This window comes from Marinobacter sp. EhC06, assembly GCF_001650915.1.
Classification (GTDB): Bacteria; Pseudomonadota; Gammaproteobacteria; order Pseudomonadales; family Oleiphilaceae; genus Marinobacter.
In genome coordinates, this window is record NZ_LXYO01000023.1 from 190,251 (window position 1) to 207,276 (window position 17,026).

Sequence of the window (17,026 nt, forward strand, 5' to 3'; positions counted from 1 at the left end):
ATTCAACCTGCCGCCGACTGGGCCGCCTGCATTGCCTGATCCCAGAACGGATTGGCAAACAGGACAATCATCGCCACTACAAAACAGTAGATGGCCGTAGACTCGATCATGGCCAGGCTGACGAACAGGGTTCGCGACAGGGTGGAGGCAGAATCCGGCTGCTGGGCAATGGCGGCAAGGGCAGCCGCTGCAGCCCGGCCCTCACCAAGAGCCGGACCGATTGCACCAAAAGCCACGGACAGGCCTGCGGTCAGAATGGAAACCGCGGCAATCAGGGCAAAGTCACTCATTTGTCTTTCTCCTTGCTTGGAGGCTTTCCAGCGGTGGCTGTCGCCGATGAGATATAAACCGTCGCCAGGATGGCGAAAATGTAGGCCTGGATCAGACCCGTCAGCAGTCCGAGCACGTCCATGACCACAGGAAAAAAGAATGGCGCAACACTCAGCAGGATGCCGGCGATCACGGCACCACTCATCACGTTGCCATACAGGCGTATGGCCAGGGATATGCCACGCGAGAACTCGCTGATGATATTGAACGGCAGCATCACCACAGAAGGCTGCACGTAGGTTTTTAGATAACCGCCGATGCCCTGCCGGGTAATACCGAACAGGGGCACGGCGATCAGGACTGATAGAGCCAGAGCCGCCGTGGTGGAAAGCGAGGCCGTTGGGGGCGCGAACCCCGGCACAACGAGCAGGAGGTTCGAAAACGCAATAAACAGGAACAGCGTTCCGGAAAAATAGAGCACATGGCGCGAGGCCCGCGGCGAGATTTCCTCGATCTGGCTCTGGATCGCCGTCACAATCACTTCCAGGGTGGTGCGCCAACGGTTCGGTGGCACATCCGGACGCAAATTCCGGGTAATAATGATGGAAGTGAGAGTCAGCAGGAACATGACGATCCAGGTAAAGCCCACTGTCTCATTGATATCCAGGCCCCAGACCGTGAAAAGCGTTGTTTCATCGGGCGTCAGCTCCATCAGACTTCCTCCGGGTGCGGTATTCGCGCCAGTAAAGTCGCCAGGTAGCGCACCAGAAAAAACGCCGTCCCGTAGCCTGCGAAAGCCCAGGGCAGGGTTCCGCCCCCTGTTACCAACCAACCCGCCGCCAGGAGCAGTCCGATCCGCACCACGGCACTGGGCAAAAGAACCGCTGATGGTCTGGAAGAGCCCAGAGCAAAGCGCACACTCGCTGCCAGGCCGGCGAAATAAAGAATGCTAACAGCCACGCCGGCACCAAATCCCCAAAGCACATCCGGCCAGTCAATGATTATCATGGTCCTGCTCCTCCTCTTCCTTGCCTTCCCTGCCGATCCACGCCCAGGCAATGAAGCCACCCACAGTCACCCCACCCAGAATCAGGGCAAGCACCCAGGGGAAATCCTGCGGCAGGGTGCGATCCAGCCAAAGCCCCAGAAAGGCACCACCGACGGTCGGCACCGCAATGGACCAGCCGATCATCCCGAAGGCGCCCAGACCACGCAGCGGGCTGACACCCGGATTTTCCCTGGCTTTCTTCAGGCGTCGGGCCCGACGCCCTATGTCGTCCTCCGGTGCACCACGCTGCGGATTCATGGCTTGGGCCGTTGCAGGTCGGCGAACCGGCGCACCATGCCAGCCTCCAGCCTGGACAGGGCGGACCGGGCCACGCGTTCGTCTTCATCCACCTCAATAAAGTTCTTTCTGACACTCTCCTGAAGGGTGTCCAGATCCTCACCCTTGGCACCTCGCCGGATCGCAATGTCGACTTTGTGGCCCTGCTTCACGAGAATGCCCTCATCAATGCCGAAGATCTGCTCACGGCCATCCTCCAGAGTCAGAATCAGGACCGACGGCACCAGCGAGGTGACAAAATCAATGTGGTTGGGCAGCATCCCAAAGGCGCCGTTTTCGGCAACGGCAAACAGCTTGTGGGCCTTGCCCTCATAGAGCATCCGGGTCGGCAGCCTGAGACAGACCTCCATTGCTTCAGCCAGGCTCATACCACCACCTCAGGCAGTGCGCCAATCATGTAGTACTCACTCTCGTTCTGTTCGAATTCAGTCTGTTCCAGAATGGTTTCGCAACCGTTGAGTGTCTCCTCAATGGTCACGCGCTTGCCTTCGGCACCGGTAAAAGCGGCCGTGGTGAAAAACGGCTGGGTCAGGAATCGCTCGAGCCGGCGCGCACGGGCAACGGTGAGTCGGTCGGCCGCCGAGAGTTCCTCAATGCCCAGCATCGCGATGATATCCCGCAGCTCCTCGTATTCGGCCAGGGTTCTGCGAACCGCCCGGGCGATATCGTAATGCCTCTGCCCAACCACCGATGGCGTGAGCATGACCGATGAGGACGCCAGGGGATCGATGGCCGGGTAAAGACCCTCGCTCGCGCGCTTCCGTGACAGCACCACCGAACCCGACAGGTGGGAAAAAATATGGGCGGCGGCGGGATCGGTGAAGTCATCCGCAGGCACATAAACTGCCTGAACCGAGGTAATGGCGGCACTGCGGGTTGAAGTGATTCGTTCCTCCAGCTCGGCCAGCTCAGTGGCCAGTGTCGGCTGGTAGCCCACCCGGGAAGGCATACGCCCGAGCAGTCCGGAGACTTCCGAGCCGGCCTGGACAAAGCGGAAAATGTTGTCGATCAATAACAGCACGTCCCGATGCTGTTCGTCGCGAAAGTATTCCGCCATGGTCAGCGCGGTCTTGCCGATCAGGAACCGGACCCCCGGGACCTCGTTCATCTGTCCGAACAGCATGACGGTGTTTTCCAGCACACCGGCCTCACCCATCTCGCGATAGAGCTCTTCCGCTTCCCGGGACCGCTCCCCAATGCCGCAAAACAGGCTGACGCCCTTGTGCTGTTGCACGGTGTTGTTGATCAGTTCAGTAATCAGCACCGTCTTGCCGACACCGGCGCCACCGAACAGACCGGTTTTTCCACCCCGCTCGATCGGGGACAGCAGATCAATGGCCTTGATGCCGGTTTCCAGAATCTGGCTTCGGACTACCCGATCCTCCAGCAGGGGCGGAAGCTGATGAATAGCGCGGCGTTCACTGGTAGCTGGCACAGGCTGGTTATCCACGGGCGCCCCAAACACATTCAGCATTCGGCCCAGAGTGGTATCACCCACCGGTACAGTAATTGATGATCCGGTTGCCCGTACCAGCGTGCCCAACCCCAGCCCTTTCACCGGAGCCAGTGCTATACATCGGACCACGCCTCTGTCCTCCAGGGCGGCCACCTCAAGCGCAATCTTGCCGGCATACAGGAGCTCGCGAATGCGCGGCACCGGTTCCGAAAACCGCACGCTCACCACGCCACCACGGATGGCTACAACGGTACCTGTACCGGCATCTTGTGAGGCGTCCAGAGTCTCATTCTGGCTCATGACGGAGGCCTGTCACCCGGCCGACACTCGAGTACCAGCCGAGCCGTCAAGGATGGCCACCGCATCCTGCAGCCGGCCAATGCCACTGATCCCACCGGCCTGGGCAAAATCGCAGGCAGCCTGCAGTTTCGGGCCCATGGAGCCGGCCGGCATCTCCAGGGCCCGCGCCTCGGCCACGGTCAGTTCGGAAAGCGGCGTCGACTGATCGGTACCGAAATCACGGTAGACCGCCTCAACGTCCGTTAACAGGAGCAACGCGTCCGCCCCCAGTTGCCTGGCCAGCAATGCACTGGCGGCGTCCTTGTCGATAACCGCTTCAATGCCGACCATGCTGCCGTCTTCACGACGCAACACCGGTATTCCACCTCCGCCGGCACACACCACAACCACGCCCTGGTCGAGCAACAATTTCAGTACCCGCATGTCCGGTATTTCCAGCGGTTTCGGCGAGGGCACCACCCGGCGCCATTTGTCACCGTCCGGCGCAATGCTCCAGCCCGCGCCGGCTGCGCGGCGCTCTGCCTCTTCGCGGTCATAGACAGGGCCCACAAACTTGGTCGGTTTTTCGAAAGCAGGGTCTTTGGGATCCACCACCACCTGGGTCAGAAGGGTTGCGACCGGCCGGTCATGGCCGAGGGCATTTTCCAGTTCCTGCTCGATCATATAGCCGATCATGCCCTCGGTTTCTGCGCCCAGGACATCCAGCGGGTAGGCCTCATCCGGTTTGTAGGAGGCGCCCTGCAAGGCCAGCAACCCCACCTGCGGACCGTTGCCATGGGTAACAACCAGATCGTGGCCTGCCCGGACAATGCCTGCCAGCGAGAGCGCCGCGGTTTTCACGTTTTTGCGCTGAATCTCGGCCGTCAGCGGTTCTCCCCGTTTCAGAAGGGCGTTACCGCCCAAAGCCGCCACAACCAGCATGTCAGCCTCCCAGGGTCGCCACGAGGACGGCCTTGATGGTGTGCATGCGGTTCTCGGCCTGATCGAAAACAATCGAAGCGGGGCTTTCGAAGACTTCTTCCGTCACCTCCATGGCGTCAATGCCATAGGTCTCCTGAATCTCCTTCCCCACCACGGTCTCGGTGTTGTGAAAGGCTGGCAGACAGTGCATAAATCGAGCCCGGGGATTGCCGGTTTTTGCCATCAGGGCGGCGTTGACCTGGTAAGGCATCAGCAGTTTGATGCGTTCGGCCCATTTCTCCTTTGGCTCGCCCATCGACACCCAGACATCGGTATACACGAAATCGACGCCCGCTACGGCGGCATCAACGTCGTCAGTTATGGTGATACGGGCTCCGGTTTCAGCCGCCAGCGCGCGGGCCTCGTCCTGCACGGCCTGATTCGGCCAGCAGGCCTGCGGCGCGCACAAGCGCACGTCCATACCCATCTTGGCACCGCCGATCAGCAGGCTATCGCCCATGTTGTTGGCGGCATCGCCAATAAAGACATAGGCCACCTCCCGCAGCGGCTTTTCCACATGCTCCTGCATGGTCAGGAAGTCCGCCAGTATCTGGGTGGGATGGAATTCGTTGGTGAGCCCGTTGTAGACCGGCACGCCTGCATACTGCGCCAGCTCCTCAACAACGGATTGTCCGAACCCCCGGTACTCGATGGCATCGTAGACCCGGCCAAGGACCCGCGCCGTATCCTTCACCGATTCCTTGTGGCCGATATGGGTTCCGGTCGGCCCCAGGTAGGTGACCCGCGCCCCCTGGTCGAAGGCGGCAACTTCGAACCCGACCCGGGTACGCGTGGAGTTTTTCTCGAAGATCAGGGCAATGTCCTTGCCCTCGAGTTTCGGCACTTCCGTGCCTGCGTACTTGGCGGTTTTCAGATCCGCAGACAGCTTCAGCAGAAAACCGATTTCCCTCGGCGTGAAATCCCGAAGCGTTAGGAAGTGCCGGTTCTTGAGATTGAATGCCATAACGTTTCTCCTTGGCTGTCAGACAGCATCCCGGATGGTCGGGCAACTCATGCACCGACCGCCGCCCCGACCCCGGCCCAGCTCGGCACCGGGTATTGCCAGAACCTCGATACCCGCAGCGGCCAGCGCCGCATTGGTATCGTCATTACGGTCGTAACCGACAACCACACCGGGGCTCAGGGCCAGCACATTGTTGCCGTCGTTCCACTGTTCCCGCTCACGCTCTTCCGGCGTGTCGCCACCCGTTGCCACGACTTCCAGGGCCGGGTAGCCGAGAATTTCCGCAACCACCTCGAACAGATGCCGGGAGTCCTGATTGAAGGACAGCGTTTTGCCCCCCTCGCCGGGGCGCAGGTCGTAGCAGACCACGGCATCGGCCACCTCCTTGAAGGCAGTAACCACATTGCCGCCGCAGAAGGTAAACACGGTATCCAGATGCATGGCGGAACGGGTTTTCGGTAACTGGCAGGCAATCACCCGATCCACCGTGCCGCCATCAAACAAGGCTTTTGACAGCTGGCCGATGGCCTGGGGTGAGGATCGTTCGCCCATGCCCACCAGCACCGTTCTGTTCCCCAGCGGCATGACATCCCCACCCTCCAGGGTGGCCAGGCCATGATCTTCCAGTGGGTCGCCCCAGTGCACGTTTACCTTGCCGGCAAATTTCGGGTGGAATCTGTAGATAGCCGCCATCAAAAGGGTTTCGGGCTTGCGGGCAGCCCAGTACATGGGGTTGAGGGTGACCCCGCCATAGACCCAGGCGCTGTTATCCCGGGTGAACAGGAAATTGGGCAGCGGCGGCAATACGAACCCGAAACGTCCCAGATGGTTACCGAACAGACCGACCGGATCGAAGGGCAGATCCCCCACCTCCAGGCCACCGATCAGGAATTCGGCGAGTGCCTGTTCAGGAAGCTCATCCATCCAGGCCCTCAGATCCGACACCATGCCCACGCCGATATGGTTCCAGTTGATTCGGTGATCGAGAATCCAGGCCCGGCCTTCCGGAATCGCCAGCGTTTCCGCCAGCAACTCGTTGACATCCAGCACGTCCACGCCCCGACCACGCATCAAGCTGGCAAACACGTCGTGATCTTTCTGGGCCTGCTTGACCCAGAACACATCATCGAACAACAGGGCATCGCAGTTGGACGGCGTCAACCGCCGGTGAGCCAGCCCCGGCCGGCAGATGATGACCTGGCGCAGGGTCCCGGTTTCCGAGTGCACTCCAAGTGTTTGTTCAGGCATGACAAAACTCCTTTTGTCGCAGGGTTACAGGGGGTTCACAAGAGTGTGCCGGCGCTGATAACCAAAGTGATGAACACGGTCAGAATAAGCAGCAGAGGCCAGATAAAGGCCAGCCAGCGATCGTAGGACACGCGCCCGATGGCAAGCCCACCAACCACGACCGCGAAGGTGGGGTTGATCAGGTTCACCAGGCCATTGGCAGACTGGTAGGCGGTAACCACCAGATCCCGCCCGACGTTGGCAAAATCCGCCAGCGGCGCAAGGATCGGCATGGACAGCACGGCCAGCCCGGAGGACGAGGGCACGAAGAAGCTCATGCCCACCTCAATCCAGAACATCAGGTTGATGAAGGCCAGCTCCGGCAGGCCACCCAGCGAGGTTTCGGCGCTGTGGAGGATGGTATCGGCAATCATGCCCTGCTCCATGATCACGACGATGCCGCGGGCAAGGCCGACCACCAGGGCAACCCCGAGCAGATCCCGGGCGCCATCGACAAAACTGCCGGTAAGCTTCTTTTCACCAAGACGGGCAATTATGCCGATCACTATGGCCGCACCAAAGAACAGGGAGCCCATCTGGGCCATCCACCAGCCCTGGGAGGACACACCCCAGATCATCACCACAAAGGTCAGGGCGAAGATTACCAGGGCAATCATCTGGGTGCTTGTCAGACTGGCGCTGTGGATCTCGCCGTCATCTTCCTGCAGAAACAGCTTTTTGTGCGCGGGCCATTGTTTTGCGACCACCGAGCGGGAGGGGTCCGCTTTGACCCGATGGGCATATCGCATCACGTAGCCGATACAGATCAACAGACCACCGATGAGCAGAATAAAACGCAGCACGATACCGTCGGTAAACGGGATACCAGCCGCATTCGCCGCAATCACAGTGGCGAACGGGTTGATGGTTGAGCCCAGCACACCAATCCCGGCACCGACCAGGATAATGGCGACCCCCGTCACCGCATCGTATCCGGCGGCGAGTATTACCGGTATCAGAATGGCGTAAAACGCCAGCGTCTCCTCTGCCATCCCATAGGTCGTGCCACCGAGGGCAAACAACGTCATCAAGATGGGAATCATCCAGATTTCATGGCCTTTCAGATGCCGCATCGCACTGCGGATGCCGGTATCTATGGCACCAGTGGCGTTCATGACACCGAGAAAACCGCCCAGGAACAGTATGAACATGGCGACATCGATGGCATTGGCAACGTAACTGTCGGGGTCGTAGAACCCGGCTGTGGGTGCCAGCAGGACATCAACGAACCCCTGCGGATTCGGATCGACTGTCTGGTATGTGCCGGGAACCGCCACTTCTCGTCCGACCTCCTCATTCATCGAACGCTCGTACTGCCCGGCAGGAATAATCCAGGTCAGCGCGGCTACCAGAATAATCAGGCCAAAAAGAATGGTGTACGCAGTGGGGAATCGAGAAGCGAGGTCGGTTTCGGGATTTTCTGGCAATTTTTCGTCTTCAGTCACGATGCGTCTCCTTTCCTGAATCGCATTGTGCAGACAGGTTCTTTCCGGGAACCTCAGGGGGCTGAGCACCTCCTCAGTGGTTGCGCACCACTGGCTCAGATCTGCATGGCTACAGCATAGTTCATGAAGTGGGATCAGAAGTTGAGATAGCGCAATTTTTGATCAGCCATAAAAAAACCCCGGATGGAGGAGTTGGTTCCACCCGGGGCGAGAATGGCACCCGCCGGCTATGAGAAGCGGGTAACCGCCATGCAAGGTCTTACCACCTGGCTGTCAGTGCGGCACGCAGGGTCCGGCCAGGCTCATTAACTCTTACGGCTTCGGGATTAAACGGATCAGTGTTGGCCCGGCTAACGTGGGGCGCCCAGGTATTGTCGAACAGGTTGTCCACTGCCCAGCTGACACTCAGATACTCTGCGAGCGGGTGGCTCCCGGACAGGTTCAGTACGCCGTAGCCTGGTGAAGTGCCGGGATCCTGCCCGGATTCCAGATCCACGCGGTCCTGGCGACGGGCCAGTACCCACTCCAGTTCAACGGCATGCCCCCTATGCTGCCAGCCAAGGGTCTGAACAAACTGCACCGGTGGAATCTGCGGCAGTGGCTTGTTTTCGTCGCGGTTCTCGCCCCTTACAGATGCCAGACTGCTATTGGTACTCCAGGTGCCGTTGCTCCATCCAAGCTGCGCTTCAACGCCCATCAGCCGCGCATCGATATTGCGGTAGACACTGACCTGATCGGCATTCCGGGTACGCAGGACAAAGTCATCCACCTGATCCACCCACACGGCCGGGCGCCAGTGCCAGCCGTTGCTCTGGCCGGGCATTGCCAGTTCAAGCTTGCGGTGCGTCTCAGGGTCCAGGGCAGGGTTACCCACCCAGCGCCGTGCCGGGTCCATGTTGTTCCAGCTGGCAATGTAGCGCTCAGTCACGCCCGGGCTGCGGACGCTATGGCTGGCTGTAACCACCAGTGACTGGATCGGGGAGAACCGCCAGTCGCTGCTGACAAAGCCACTGAAATTGTCGTCGGTAACATCGGTATTGGTGGTGCCATAGATCGTCTGGTAGGCATCTGCAGCCGACATGGCCATCATGCCACTGCCAAACACCTTGTCGGCTGCCGCAGCAGACATTTCCACGCGGTCGTAGCGCACGCCACCGCCGAGCTTTAACTCCGGGGTTACCCGGTAGAAGCGCTCGGCGAAAAGGCCGAAACGGTCGCGATCCACGTCAGGCCAGAGTACCGAGGTAAGCATATCGAGATTGGCTCCCCCGAAACGTTCTGCGTGCCAGTTATTGCTCTCGACATCCGCACCAACGGCCCAGTCTGTTCGCGCATCCGGACTCTGATCCAGGGTCAGGCGCAGGCCCCGGGTTTCGGTTTCGGAATCGGTCAGCATTTTCATCATCGACTCGCGGAGACTGAAGTTATCCATGATGTGATCAACATCGGCCTGCCAGGCCAGCAGGTTCCAGTTGCCGTTGGCTACCGGCGAGCCCAGCTCCAGGCGCATGATGTCGGTATCGGTTTTCGGCGCATCCATGCCGGAGCCGGCGTATTTCACATCCCGCTCTTCCTGCCTGCTCACCAGCCCCTTGATATAAAAACCGTTTTCCGCCTTCCAGGCTGCATCCAGGCGAGCCTCGGAATTCTTGTAGGCGCTGCGGACCTCGTTGCCGTCGCCGTCCTCGTAATCATCCGCCTCGTCGTAACCACCGGCGAGCCGAAGCCAGGCACTGTCGCTACCCACTGCGGCACTGCCATTGACCAGCTTGCCATTGCCGTTGTCAGCGCCGCCAACAGTCAGATGACCCGTGGTGTCTGAACCGCCAAACACCGGCGCCGCAGTGGTGGCAACCACCTGGCCACCGGAAATGGGGCCCCAGCGCAGGGTCTGGTTGCTAGTACGCACTTCCAGCAAGGGCGCCAGCGCTGAACTCAAACGACTGGTCGGCGGGTCCATGCGATTCGGGCAGGCCCCTTCAACGCGAATGCCGTCCAGAAGCACATCCACCCGCTCCTGGCTCTGGCCCCGAATGACCGGTTCCAGCCCCCGACCGCCCATTCGGGAAAGCGAAACTGAAGGATTAGCAGACAAACGTTCAACCGGCTCTGAAGCCAACGTACTCGACGCCTCTTCGATGCTTTGCCCTTCAGTAACCCGAATCACAGGCAAATCGGGAGAACTCTCCTGTGCCAAGCCCCCGGCGGGCAGTAAAACCAATCCCGCGGCACACAATCCGATGAAACGCGTTCCCATTACCGTCGCCATACAACCTTATCCTGACCAGCTCTGATAGTTGGCGCCAATCATAAAGATCAGCCGGCGCTTGCGCCTGAGACCAAATGCCGCATCCCCTCGGAGGTATTACCGCGTATCCGGACGGAAAAAAACCGCTAGAATGCCCGTTATGGAATGGCTGACCCACTCACAGACCGGATTTCAACAGACTGCTCGCTATCTGCTGGGCATGCGTTTGACTATTGTTGCGCTGCAGCTGATTTCGATCGCCGTAGCGGAAACCATGGTGACTCTGGCCCATCGCGCCGAAGCGGTTATCCTGCCCCTCGCCTATGGCGTTCTGGCAACCCTGGCCTGGCTCTGGTTTACCCGACGCCCGCCTCGCTCGACACAGGCCGTCAGCCTGGTTCTGATCGTCGATCTACTGCTGATCGGAACCTGGCTTTACCTGACGGGCGGCTATACCAATCCTTTGGTTTCCCTGTTGCTGCTGCCCATCGCCGTTGCCATTGTGCTGGTGCCACTGGGCCAGAGTATTGCCGTCACCGTTGCCGGGGTGGCGGTCTATACCTCACTGGTGATCTGGCATACCCCGGTTACCCATGAACATCACAGCGCCAACCTCGCCCAGCTGCACCTTGTCGGCATGTGGGTCACCTTCGCCACCACCGCCGCGATCCTGCTACTGGTTGTCGGCGCGCTGGCCCGACGTCTGCGCCAACAGCAGGCCCAGCTTGCGCAGATACGGGAGACACGGCTTCGGGATGAGCAGATCATCGCCCTGGGGCTTTCCGCCGCTGCCGTCGCCCATCGCCTGGGCACACCGCTGAACACCATGACGCTGCTGGTGGAGGAAATGAAATCCGCAGTACCGGAGGGTGAGCCCATGGCAGACGATCTTGCCCTGATGGAGAGTCAACTGGGTCTTTGCAGTGCCCATCTGCAACAGCTGTCTTCTGCGGCCGTACAGGCCAAGACCGCGCAACTGGAAACCCTGCCCGCCCGGGACTGGGTCGCACGCCTCCGGGAATCAGCCACCCTGCTATGGCCGGGTGCCGCCATTCAATGGCGACAGCCTGAACCGGACTGCCCCGTTGCCGTGGACGCCACCCTCGATCAGGCCGTCCTCAATGTGTTGGCAAACGCGGTGACAGCCAGCCCTTCCTGGGTCGCCGTTGCCGCAAGGGAGAGTGTCGACGGCCGAATGGAATTGGTTGTCGAGGACCATGGCGATGGTCTGGAATCTACCCCTGAAGGTACCCTCGGGGACAAGGTGGTCAGTTCGGAGAACGGGCTCGGAGTTGGCCTTTTCCTCTCCAACGCCACCATTCAGCGTCTTGGAGGCACCCTGAAAGCCCGGGGCAGCGCGGAAGGCACCACCATCATCATTGAATTGCCGATAGCGGCAGCGACCAACAGCCCATTGGGAGACCAGGCGTGAGTAAACAACAGGCGTGGCTACTGATTGATGACGATGACGCCTTTCTGCAAGTACTTCAGCGTTCACTTGGCCGCCAGGGTATTGAAGCCCAGCTTGCCCACGGACATCAGGAGGCAAAAAACGCCCTGCTGAACGGAACATTTCACCGGTGCGTGCTGGATCTGAACCTGGCCGGTGAGAGTGGCCTGCAATTGCTACCGGAGTTGCTGGACATGCATCCGGACCTTGAGATCCTGGTGCTCACCGGTTACGGCAGTATCGCCACGGCGGTCGAGGCCATGCGCCGGGGTGCGGTGAACTACCTGTGCAAGCCGGTAACAGTCAACCAGCTGCTGGCCGGGTTCGAACCCATTGACGCCCCGCCGGACCTCCGGGCGGAACCACCGTCGGTAGAGGAGATGGAGTGGGAACACATCCAGCGGGTTCTTAACGAAAACGAGGGCAACGTCTCAGCCACCGCCCGGGCCCTGAACATGCACCGCCGCACTCTTCAACGGAAACTCCAGAAACACTCCCGCTGGCGCTAATCTGCGCCCGGGGGTATATGACAAGAAAAATGACATCCATCAATTCCGTTCGACCATTTACCGATGGTTTTCTCCGGCCATTCCGGTAGCATGCCCTGCCAATTACTTCAGGTCTCACAGGGAGGAGAGTTCGTACATTTACACGCCGGAACTCAAATTACCGACTCCCATGCCCAGATCCCCCGCAACGATTACACCACCCTCAGGCATTGATCCCAATCGCCTCGCCATGATTGCGGCGGTTACGCCCAATTTTCTGGTAATGCTGGACGATGCCGGTCGCATTGAATGGGTGAATCCCAGCTTCGAAGAGCATACCGGTTACCGGCTTGAGGAAGTGCGCGGGCGCCTGCCGAAGGAAGTACTTTACGGGCCGGACACGGACCCCGAAACCATCAAACGCATTCATCAGAAGCTGCACAAGGCCGAGGTCATCGAAGAAGACATCCTTCATTACACCAAAGCCAGTGAGCCTTACTGGGTGCATACCTATTGCGTGCCAATCGGCACCGAACAGGGTGTTGCCCCAGGTTTTATCGCCATTCAGAACAACATCTCGGACCGGAAGAACAGCGAGCGGGGCCTGCGCATCGCAGCCAGCGTGTTCGATCGCAGCCACGAGGCCATTCTGATTACCGACCGGTCCAACCGGATCCTGGATGTGAATCCCGCGTTTTCACGAATTACCGGCTACAGCCGCCAGGAAGTGCTGGGCCTGAACCCGGCCATCCTCAGCTCTGGCCGTCACTCCGGGGAATACTACCGCTCCATGTGGCAGACCATCGAGAAAACCGACCACTGGCGGGGCGAAATTTGGAACCGCCGGAAAAACGGTGAAGAGTACGTGGAACTGCTTTCCATCAGCCGCGTGCACCTGGAGGAGCCCGGGCAGTATTACCATGTGGCGGCGTTCTCTGACATTACCGCGCTCAAGAACCACGCCAGAGAACTGGACCGGGCCGCCAACTACGACGACCTGACCGGTCTGCCCAACCGCCAGTTGCTGGAAGAGCGACTGCGCACCGCCCGAGATCACGCCGACCGGCAACACCGAAGCGTTTCCGTGTGCTATCTGGACCTGGATGGCTTCAAGGCCATCAATGACAAATGGGGCCATTCGGCCGGTGACCAGACCCTGAAAACCCTGGCTGAACGGCTCACCCGGGCACTGCGCAGCGGCGACACGGTGGCGCGGATCGGTGGCGACGAATTCGTCCTCCTGCTGCAGGGCGACGACAACCACGATGCGGTTTATCGACGGATTCTGGCCACCGTTGGGGATCCGGTTGTCGTGGGTGACCAAAGCGTCGCCCTCACCGCAAGTCTTGGCATTACCCGTTACCCGGAAGACGGATCAGACGCTGAAGGGCTGATTCGCCATGCCGACCAGGCCATGTATTCCGCCAAGGAAAAAGGCCGCAACCAGTACCACTTCTTTGATCCCGGCCTGGATGAGCATCGACGGAACCGGCGCAACCAGTTGATGGAAATTACCCGGGCTCTGGAAAACGAAGAGTTCGAACTGTTTTTCCAGCCCCAGATCCGAACGAACGATTGCGCACTCCTTGGCTTTGAGGCTCTGATCCGCTGGGATCACCCGGAGAAAGGCCTGGTGTCACCCGCCGAGTTCCTTCCCATCGTCGAGAACAGTCACCTGGAGGTACCACTTGGCCAGTGGGTACTGAAAGAAGCGATTCACCAGATGAACGCGTGGAAGGAAGCGGGAGAGGATCTGCCGGTCAGCATCAACATCAGCGCGCCGCACCTGATGGACCGCAGCTTTGCCGATTACCTGGAAAGCTACCTGCACAGCCATCCGGAAGTTACACCAGGGCAAATTACCCTGGAGGTTCTGGAATCAACGGCCCTGGAGGATACCCAGCGGGCGAGCAATGTTCTGGCGCGTTGTCAGGGCCTTGGCCTGCAGGTGGCGCTGGACGATTTTGGTACCGGTTTTTCATCGCTCACCTATCTGCGCACTCTGCCGGTAGACATCATAAAGATCGATCAGAGTTTTGTTCGCAACATGCTTGAGGATGCCAGCGACCACGCCATCGTGGAGAGCGTTATCTTCCTGGCACAGCGGTTTGCCCACCCGGTTCTGGCCGAAGGCGTGGAAACCATGGAGCATGCACGGGCACTACGGCAGATGGGCTGCAACTTCGTGCAGGGCTACGGAATTGCCCGCCCGATGCCCGCGGATGAAGTACTGGATTGGGCTCGGAACTGGCGGGCAAAAGCACAGCACGGAAAGGCCGGTGACTTGCTCAGTTCCGCCGTAGCCAGTGGCGAGGGCATCTGAGCCGGATCGGCTCTACCGATACCGCCTCTGATCCAGTGTTGTCAGCCGGTCTGGATGAAATACCATAAGTCCGGTTACGAAGGTGCCGTTCACAAACCCTTCCGGAATCATGAACAGGGGCAGGTAACGGATGTACTCATGCACCAGTTCATCAAACGTATAGACGCCGCTGGTCCATAGCATCATGCACATGACCGTACCGGCCGCCGCCACGGAAATGCCCGCACCGAAAAACCCGCAGAAGAAGATATAGGCGAAGAAGTTCCGGAAATCCCGTCGACGCTCCCAGAGCATGATGCCGTGGCTGACAATGGCAGGCACCATCACCGTGATCAGCCCGTTGGCGGCAAACATGATCAGAGGCTCGCGGCCGGTGATGACCGTGATCACCAGTGCCATCAGGCCCGCCAGCACTGCCAGCGCCCACCCCAGCATCAGCGTTATCACCGTGATACCAAAAACGTGGATGGCCAGGCCGGGAGAAATGCCGGCCCGCAGTTGCCAGACAAAACCAAGTACCACGGCAGCGCCGAAGAACGAGTGCTGGAGTGCGTTGTCCTTGCGAAACGCCTGCCAGTCAATCGAGCGCAGCGCCCGGAAAAGAATCACCAGAAAGAGCAGAAGAGTGATGATCCACTGACTGGTGGATAGCAGGTTTTCAGTCATGCCCATAGTGAACGTACCGCAGCAACGGGGTCGGGAATGACATCTTAGCGGCTCGCCCCACCCCCGGTGCAAGCGAGCCCAGATAGATCAGGCGACCTGTTTTTCGAGTTTGCCAAGGTCGGTCAGGCGCTGCCAGGCCTCATAAGTACTCAGGAAAACCTCGCCACCCAGGTGGGAAAGCAGTTCTGTCCCTTTCAGCTTGTCCATTACCGGACCTTTCACTTCCGCCAGATGCAACCGGACCCCTGCGTCTTTCATACGCTCGTTGATCGCCTCCAGACTCTCAAGAGCGGAGGCGTCCACCAGATTCACTGCTGGGCACACCAGCACCAGGTCTTTCAGCTCCGGCTCCCGTATCATCAGGTCCATCACTGTTTCCTCAAGGAACCGGGCATTGGCAAAGTACAGACTCTCGTCCACACGCAGAAAGGTCACCTTCGGGCACAGTTCAACATCGTGGCGAAGCACATTGCGGAAATGCTCGGTACCGGGCACACGGCCAACCACCGCACTGTGGGGGCGACTGGTTCGATACAGGAACAGCCCGATGGACAGTGCCACCCCGGCGATAATGCCGGCCTCGACACTGTGTACCAGGGTCAACACAATGGTGGCGAGCATGGCGCCAAAGTCCGTGCGGGAATAGCGCCAGGTGCGCCCGAGGGCCGGAAGGTCGATCAGGGTGGCCACAGCCACAATAATGGTCGCCGCGAGAGTCGCCTGGGGCAGATACGCGATGGCCGGTGTCAGGAACAGCGTTGCCATGGCAATACCGACCGCGGCATAGGCACCTGCCGCGGGGGTCTCGGCACCGGCGTCAAAGTTGACTACGGAACGGGAGAAACCACCGGTGACCGGCATACCGCCGGAAAAACCGGCGCCCAGGTTGGCGGTACCCAGCCCAATCAGTTCCTGGTCCGGATCAATACGCTGGCGCCGTTTTGCGGCCAGGGTCTGGCCCACCGACACCGATTCCACAAAACCGACAACACTGATCAGCAAAGCGCTGACCGCAAGTTGCTGCCACAGGCCCATGTCCAGGCTGGGCATGGTGAAATCAGGCAGCCCCCGGGGTACATCCCCCACCAGACGGACACCCTGGCCATCAAGCTGGAACTGCCAGGCCACCAGTGTGGTCACCAGAACCGCCAGAATCGGCGCGGTTTTGGTCAGGATATCCGCCATTCTCGGAGCCAGCCCCACTCCCATCAGAAGCGGCTTCAAGCGCTTGCGCGCAAGGATCAGGAACACCAGCGCCCCGGTACCGACAGCCAGTGTTGCCAGGTTGGTATCGCCAATCGACGTCAACAGGGACCGGCCAATTTCCAGCAGGTTATGACCAGAGGCCTGGATCCCGAAAATATGCTTTAGCTGACTGGCGGCGATCACAATGCCAGAGGCCGTGATAAAGCCTGAAATCACCGGATGGCTGAGAAAATTGGCCAGGAACCCGAGTCGAAGCACCCCCATCAGGGTCAGCATCAACCCGGACATAACCGCCAGCAGAACGGCACCGGCCACGTATTCGGGGGTACCGGCCTCCGCTAGCGGTGCCAGGGCCGCCGCGGTCATCAGCGAGGCCACGGCCACAGGCCCAACGGACAAGGTCCGGCTGGTGCCGAAGAGGGCGTAGATCACCAGTGGCAGGATACTGGCGTACAAACCCACCTGGGCAGGCAACCCGGCCAGCAGGGCATAGGCCAGCGACTGGGGGATGAGCATGACGGTGACAATGATCGCGGCCACCAGATCGCTGGTGGCCTGATCCCGACCATATTTCGGTGCCCAATCCAGGATCGGCAGATAGCGTTTAAGATTCATCAG

Annotated in this window: 16 protein-coding genes; 3 read left to right on the forward strand and 13 right to left on the reverse strand. The window is 59.9% G+C overall.

Features of this window, described 5'->3' with window-relative positions:
* Nucleotides 1–2 precede the first annotated feature (2 nt).
* The 11 genes from A8B84_RS10865 to A8B84_RS10915 form a co-directional block, all read right to left on the reverse strand.
* Nucleotides 3–290 (reverse strand): F0F1 ATP synthase subunit C, encoded by a 288-nt coding sequence (locus A8B84_RS10865; RefSeq protein ID WP_064229208.1) that lies wholly within the window; start codon nucleotides 288–290, stop codon nucleotides 3–5.
* The gene (locus tag A8B84_RS10870) at nucleotides 287–982 is read right to left on the reverse strand and encodes a F0F1 ATP synthase subunit A (RefSeq protein WP_064229209.1); all 696 of its coding nucleotides are present in this window, start codon (nucleotides 980–982) and stop codon (nucleotides 287–289) included. The genes A8B84_RS10865 and A8B84_RS10870 overlap by 4 nt, the downstream gene beginning before the upstream one ends.
* On the reverse strand, nucleotides 982–1,278 hold the full coding sequence (locus A8B84_RS10875; RefSeq protein WP_227512791.1) for an ATP synthase subunit I: 297 nt from the start codon (nucleotides 1,276–1,278) through the stop codon (nucleotides 982–984). Before A8B84_RS10875 ends, A8B84_RS10870 begins: the two co-directional genes overlap by 1 nt.
* Nucleotides 1,265–1,576, reverse strand: coding sequence for an AtpZ/AtpI family protein (locus A8B84_RS10880; protein ID WP_064229210.1), 312 nt, complete (start codon nucleotides 1,574–1,576; stop codon nucleotides 1,265–1,267). The genes A8B84_RS10875 and A8B84_RS10880 overlap by 14 nt, the downstream gene beginning before the upstream one ends.
* Nucleotides 1,573–1,983 carry an ATPase gene (locus tag A8B84_RS10885; protein WP_064229211.1) on the reverse strand — a complete coding sequence of 137 codons (411 nt, stop codon included), beginning with the start codon at nucleotides 1,981–1,983 and terminating at the stop codon, nucleotides 1,573–1,575. Before A8B84_RS10885 ends, A8B84_RS10880 begins: the two co-directional genes overlap by 4 nt.
* Complete coding sequence (gene atpD, locus A8B84_RS10890) at nucleotides 1,980–3,371, reverse strand: F0F1 ATP synthase subunit beta (RefSeq protein WP_064229212.1); 1,392 nt, start codon at nucleotides 3,369–3,371, stop codon at nucleotides 1,980–1,982. The genes A8B84_RS10885 and atpD overlap by 4 nt, the downstream gene beginning before the upstream one ends.
* A gap of 12 nt (nucleotides 3,372–3,383) precedes the next feature.
* Nucleotides 3,384–4,292 (reverse strand): carbamate kinase, encoded by a 909-nt coding sequence (gene arcC / locus A8B84_RS10895; protein ID WP_064229213.1) that lies wholly within the window; start codon nucleotides 4,290–4,292, stop codon nucleotides 3,384–3,386.
* A 1-nt stretch (nucleotide 4,293) separates the two neighbouring features.
* On the reverse strand, nucleotides 4,294–5,295 hold the full coding sequence (locus A8B84_RS10900; protein ID WP_064229214.1) for an ornithine carbamoyltransferase: 1,002 nt from the start codon (nucleotides 5,293–5,295) through the stop codon (nucleotides 4,294–4,296).
* Between the two features lie 18 nt (nucleotides 5,296–5,313).
* Nucleotides 5,314–6,543: an arginine deiminase gene (locus A8B84_RS10905; RefSeq protein WP_064229215.1), complete on the reverse strand. Its 1,230-nt coding sequence runs from the start codon at nucleotides 6,541–6,543 to the stop codon at nucleotides 5,314–5,316.
* Between the two features lie 35 nt (nucleotides 6,544–6,578).
* Nucleotides 6,579–8,027, reverse strand: coding sequence for a YfcC family protein (locus tag A8B84_RS10910; RefSeq protein WP_064229216.1), 1,449 nt, complete (start codon nucleotides 8,025–8,027; stop codon nucleotides 6,579–6,581).
* A gap of 259 nt (nucleotides 8,028–8,286) precedes the next feature.
* Nucleotides 8,287–10,194 carry a TonB-dependent receptor domain-containing protein gene (locus A8B84_RS10915; protein ID WP_227512855.1) on the reverse strand — a complete coding sequence of 636 codons (1,908 nt, stop codon included), beginning with the start codon at nucleotides 10,192–10,194 and terminating at the stop codon, nucleotides 8,287–8,289.
* Nucleotides 10,195–10,435: 241 nt separating this feature from the next.
* Between A8B84_RS10915 and A8B84_RS10920 the strand changes: the two genes are divergently transcribed.
* The 3 genes from A8B84_RS10920 (at nucleotide 10,436) to A8B84_RS10930 (ending at nucleotide 14,536) form a co-directional block, all read left to right on the forward strand.
* The gene (locus A8B84_RS10920; RefSeq protein ID WP_064229217.1) at nucleotides 10,436–11,707 is read left to right on the forward strand and encodes a sensor histidine kinase; all 1,272 of its coding nucleotides are present in this window, start codon (nucleotides 10,436–10,438) and stop codon (nucleotides 11,705–11,707) included.
* Nucleotides 11,704–12,234 (forward strand): response regulator transcription factor, encoded by a 531-nt coding sequence (locus A8B84_RS10925; RefSeq protein ID WP_064229218.1) that lies wholly within the window; start codon nucleotides 11,704–11,706, stop codon nucleotides 12,232–12,234. The genes A8B84_RS10920 and A8B84_RS10925 overlap by 4 nt, the downstream gene beginning before the upstream one ends.
* Before the next feature lie 169 nt (nucleotides 12,235–12,403).
* Nucleotides 12,404–14,536: a GGDEF and EAL domain-containing protein gene (locus A8B84_RS10930; protein WP_064229219.1), complete on the forward strand. Its 2,133-nt coding sequence runs from the start codon at nucleotides 12,404–12,406 to the stop codon at nucleotides 14,534–14,536.
* Nucleotides 14,537–14,548: 12 nt separating this feature from the next.
* Here the strand turns inward: A8B84_RS10930 and A8B84_RS10935 are convergent, their stop codons facing one another.
* Complete coding sequence (locus A8B84_RS10935; protein WP_064229220.1) at nucleotides 14,549–15,208, reverse strand: energy-coupling factor ABC transporter permease; 660 nt, start codon at nucleotides 15,206–15,208, stop codon at nucleotides 14,549–14,551.
* 81 nt (nucleotides 15,209–15,289) lie between these two features.
* Nucleotides 15,290–17,023 (reverse strand): SulP family inorganic anion transporter, encoded by a 1,734-nt coding sequence (locus A8B84_RS10940; protein WP_064229221.1) that lies wholly within the window; start codon nucleotides 17,021–17,023, stop codon nucleotides 15,290–15,292.
* Nucleotides 17,024–17,026 lie beyond the last annotated feature (3 nt).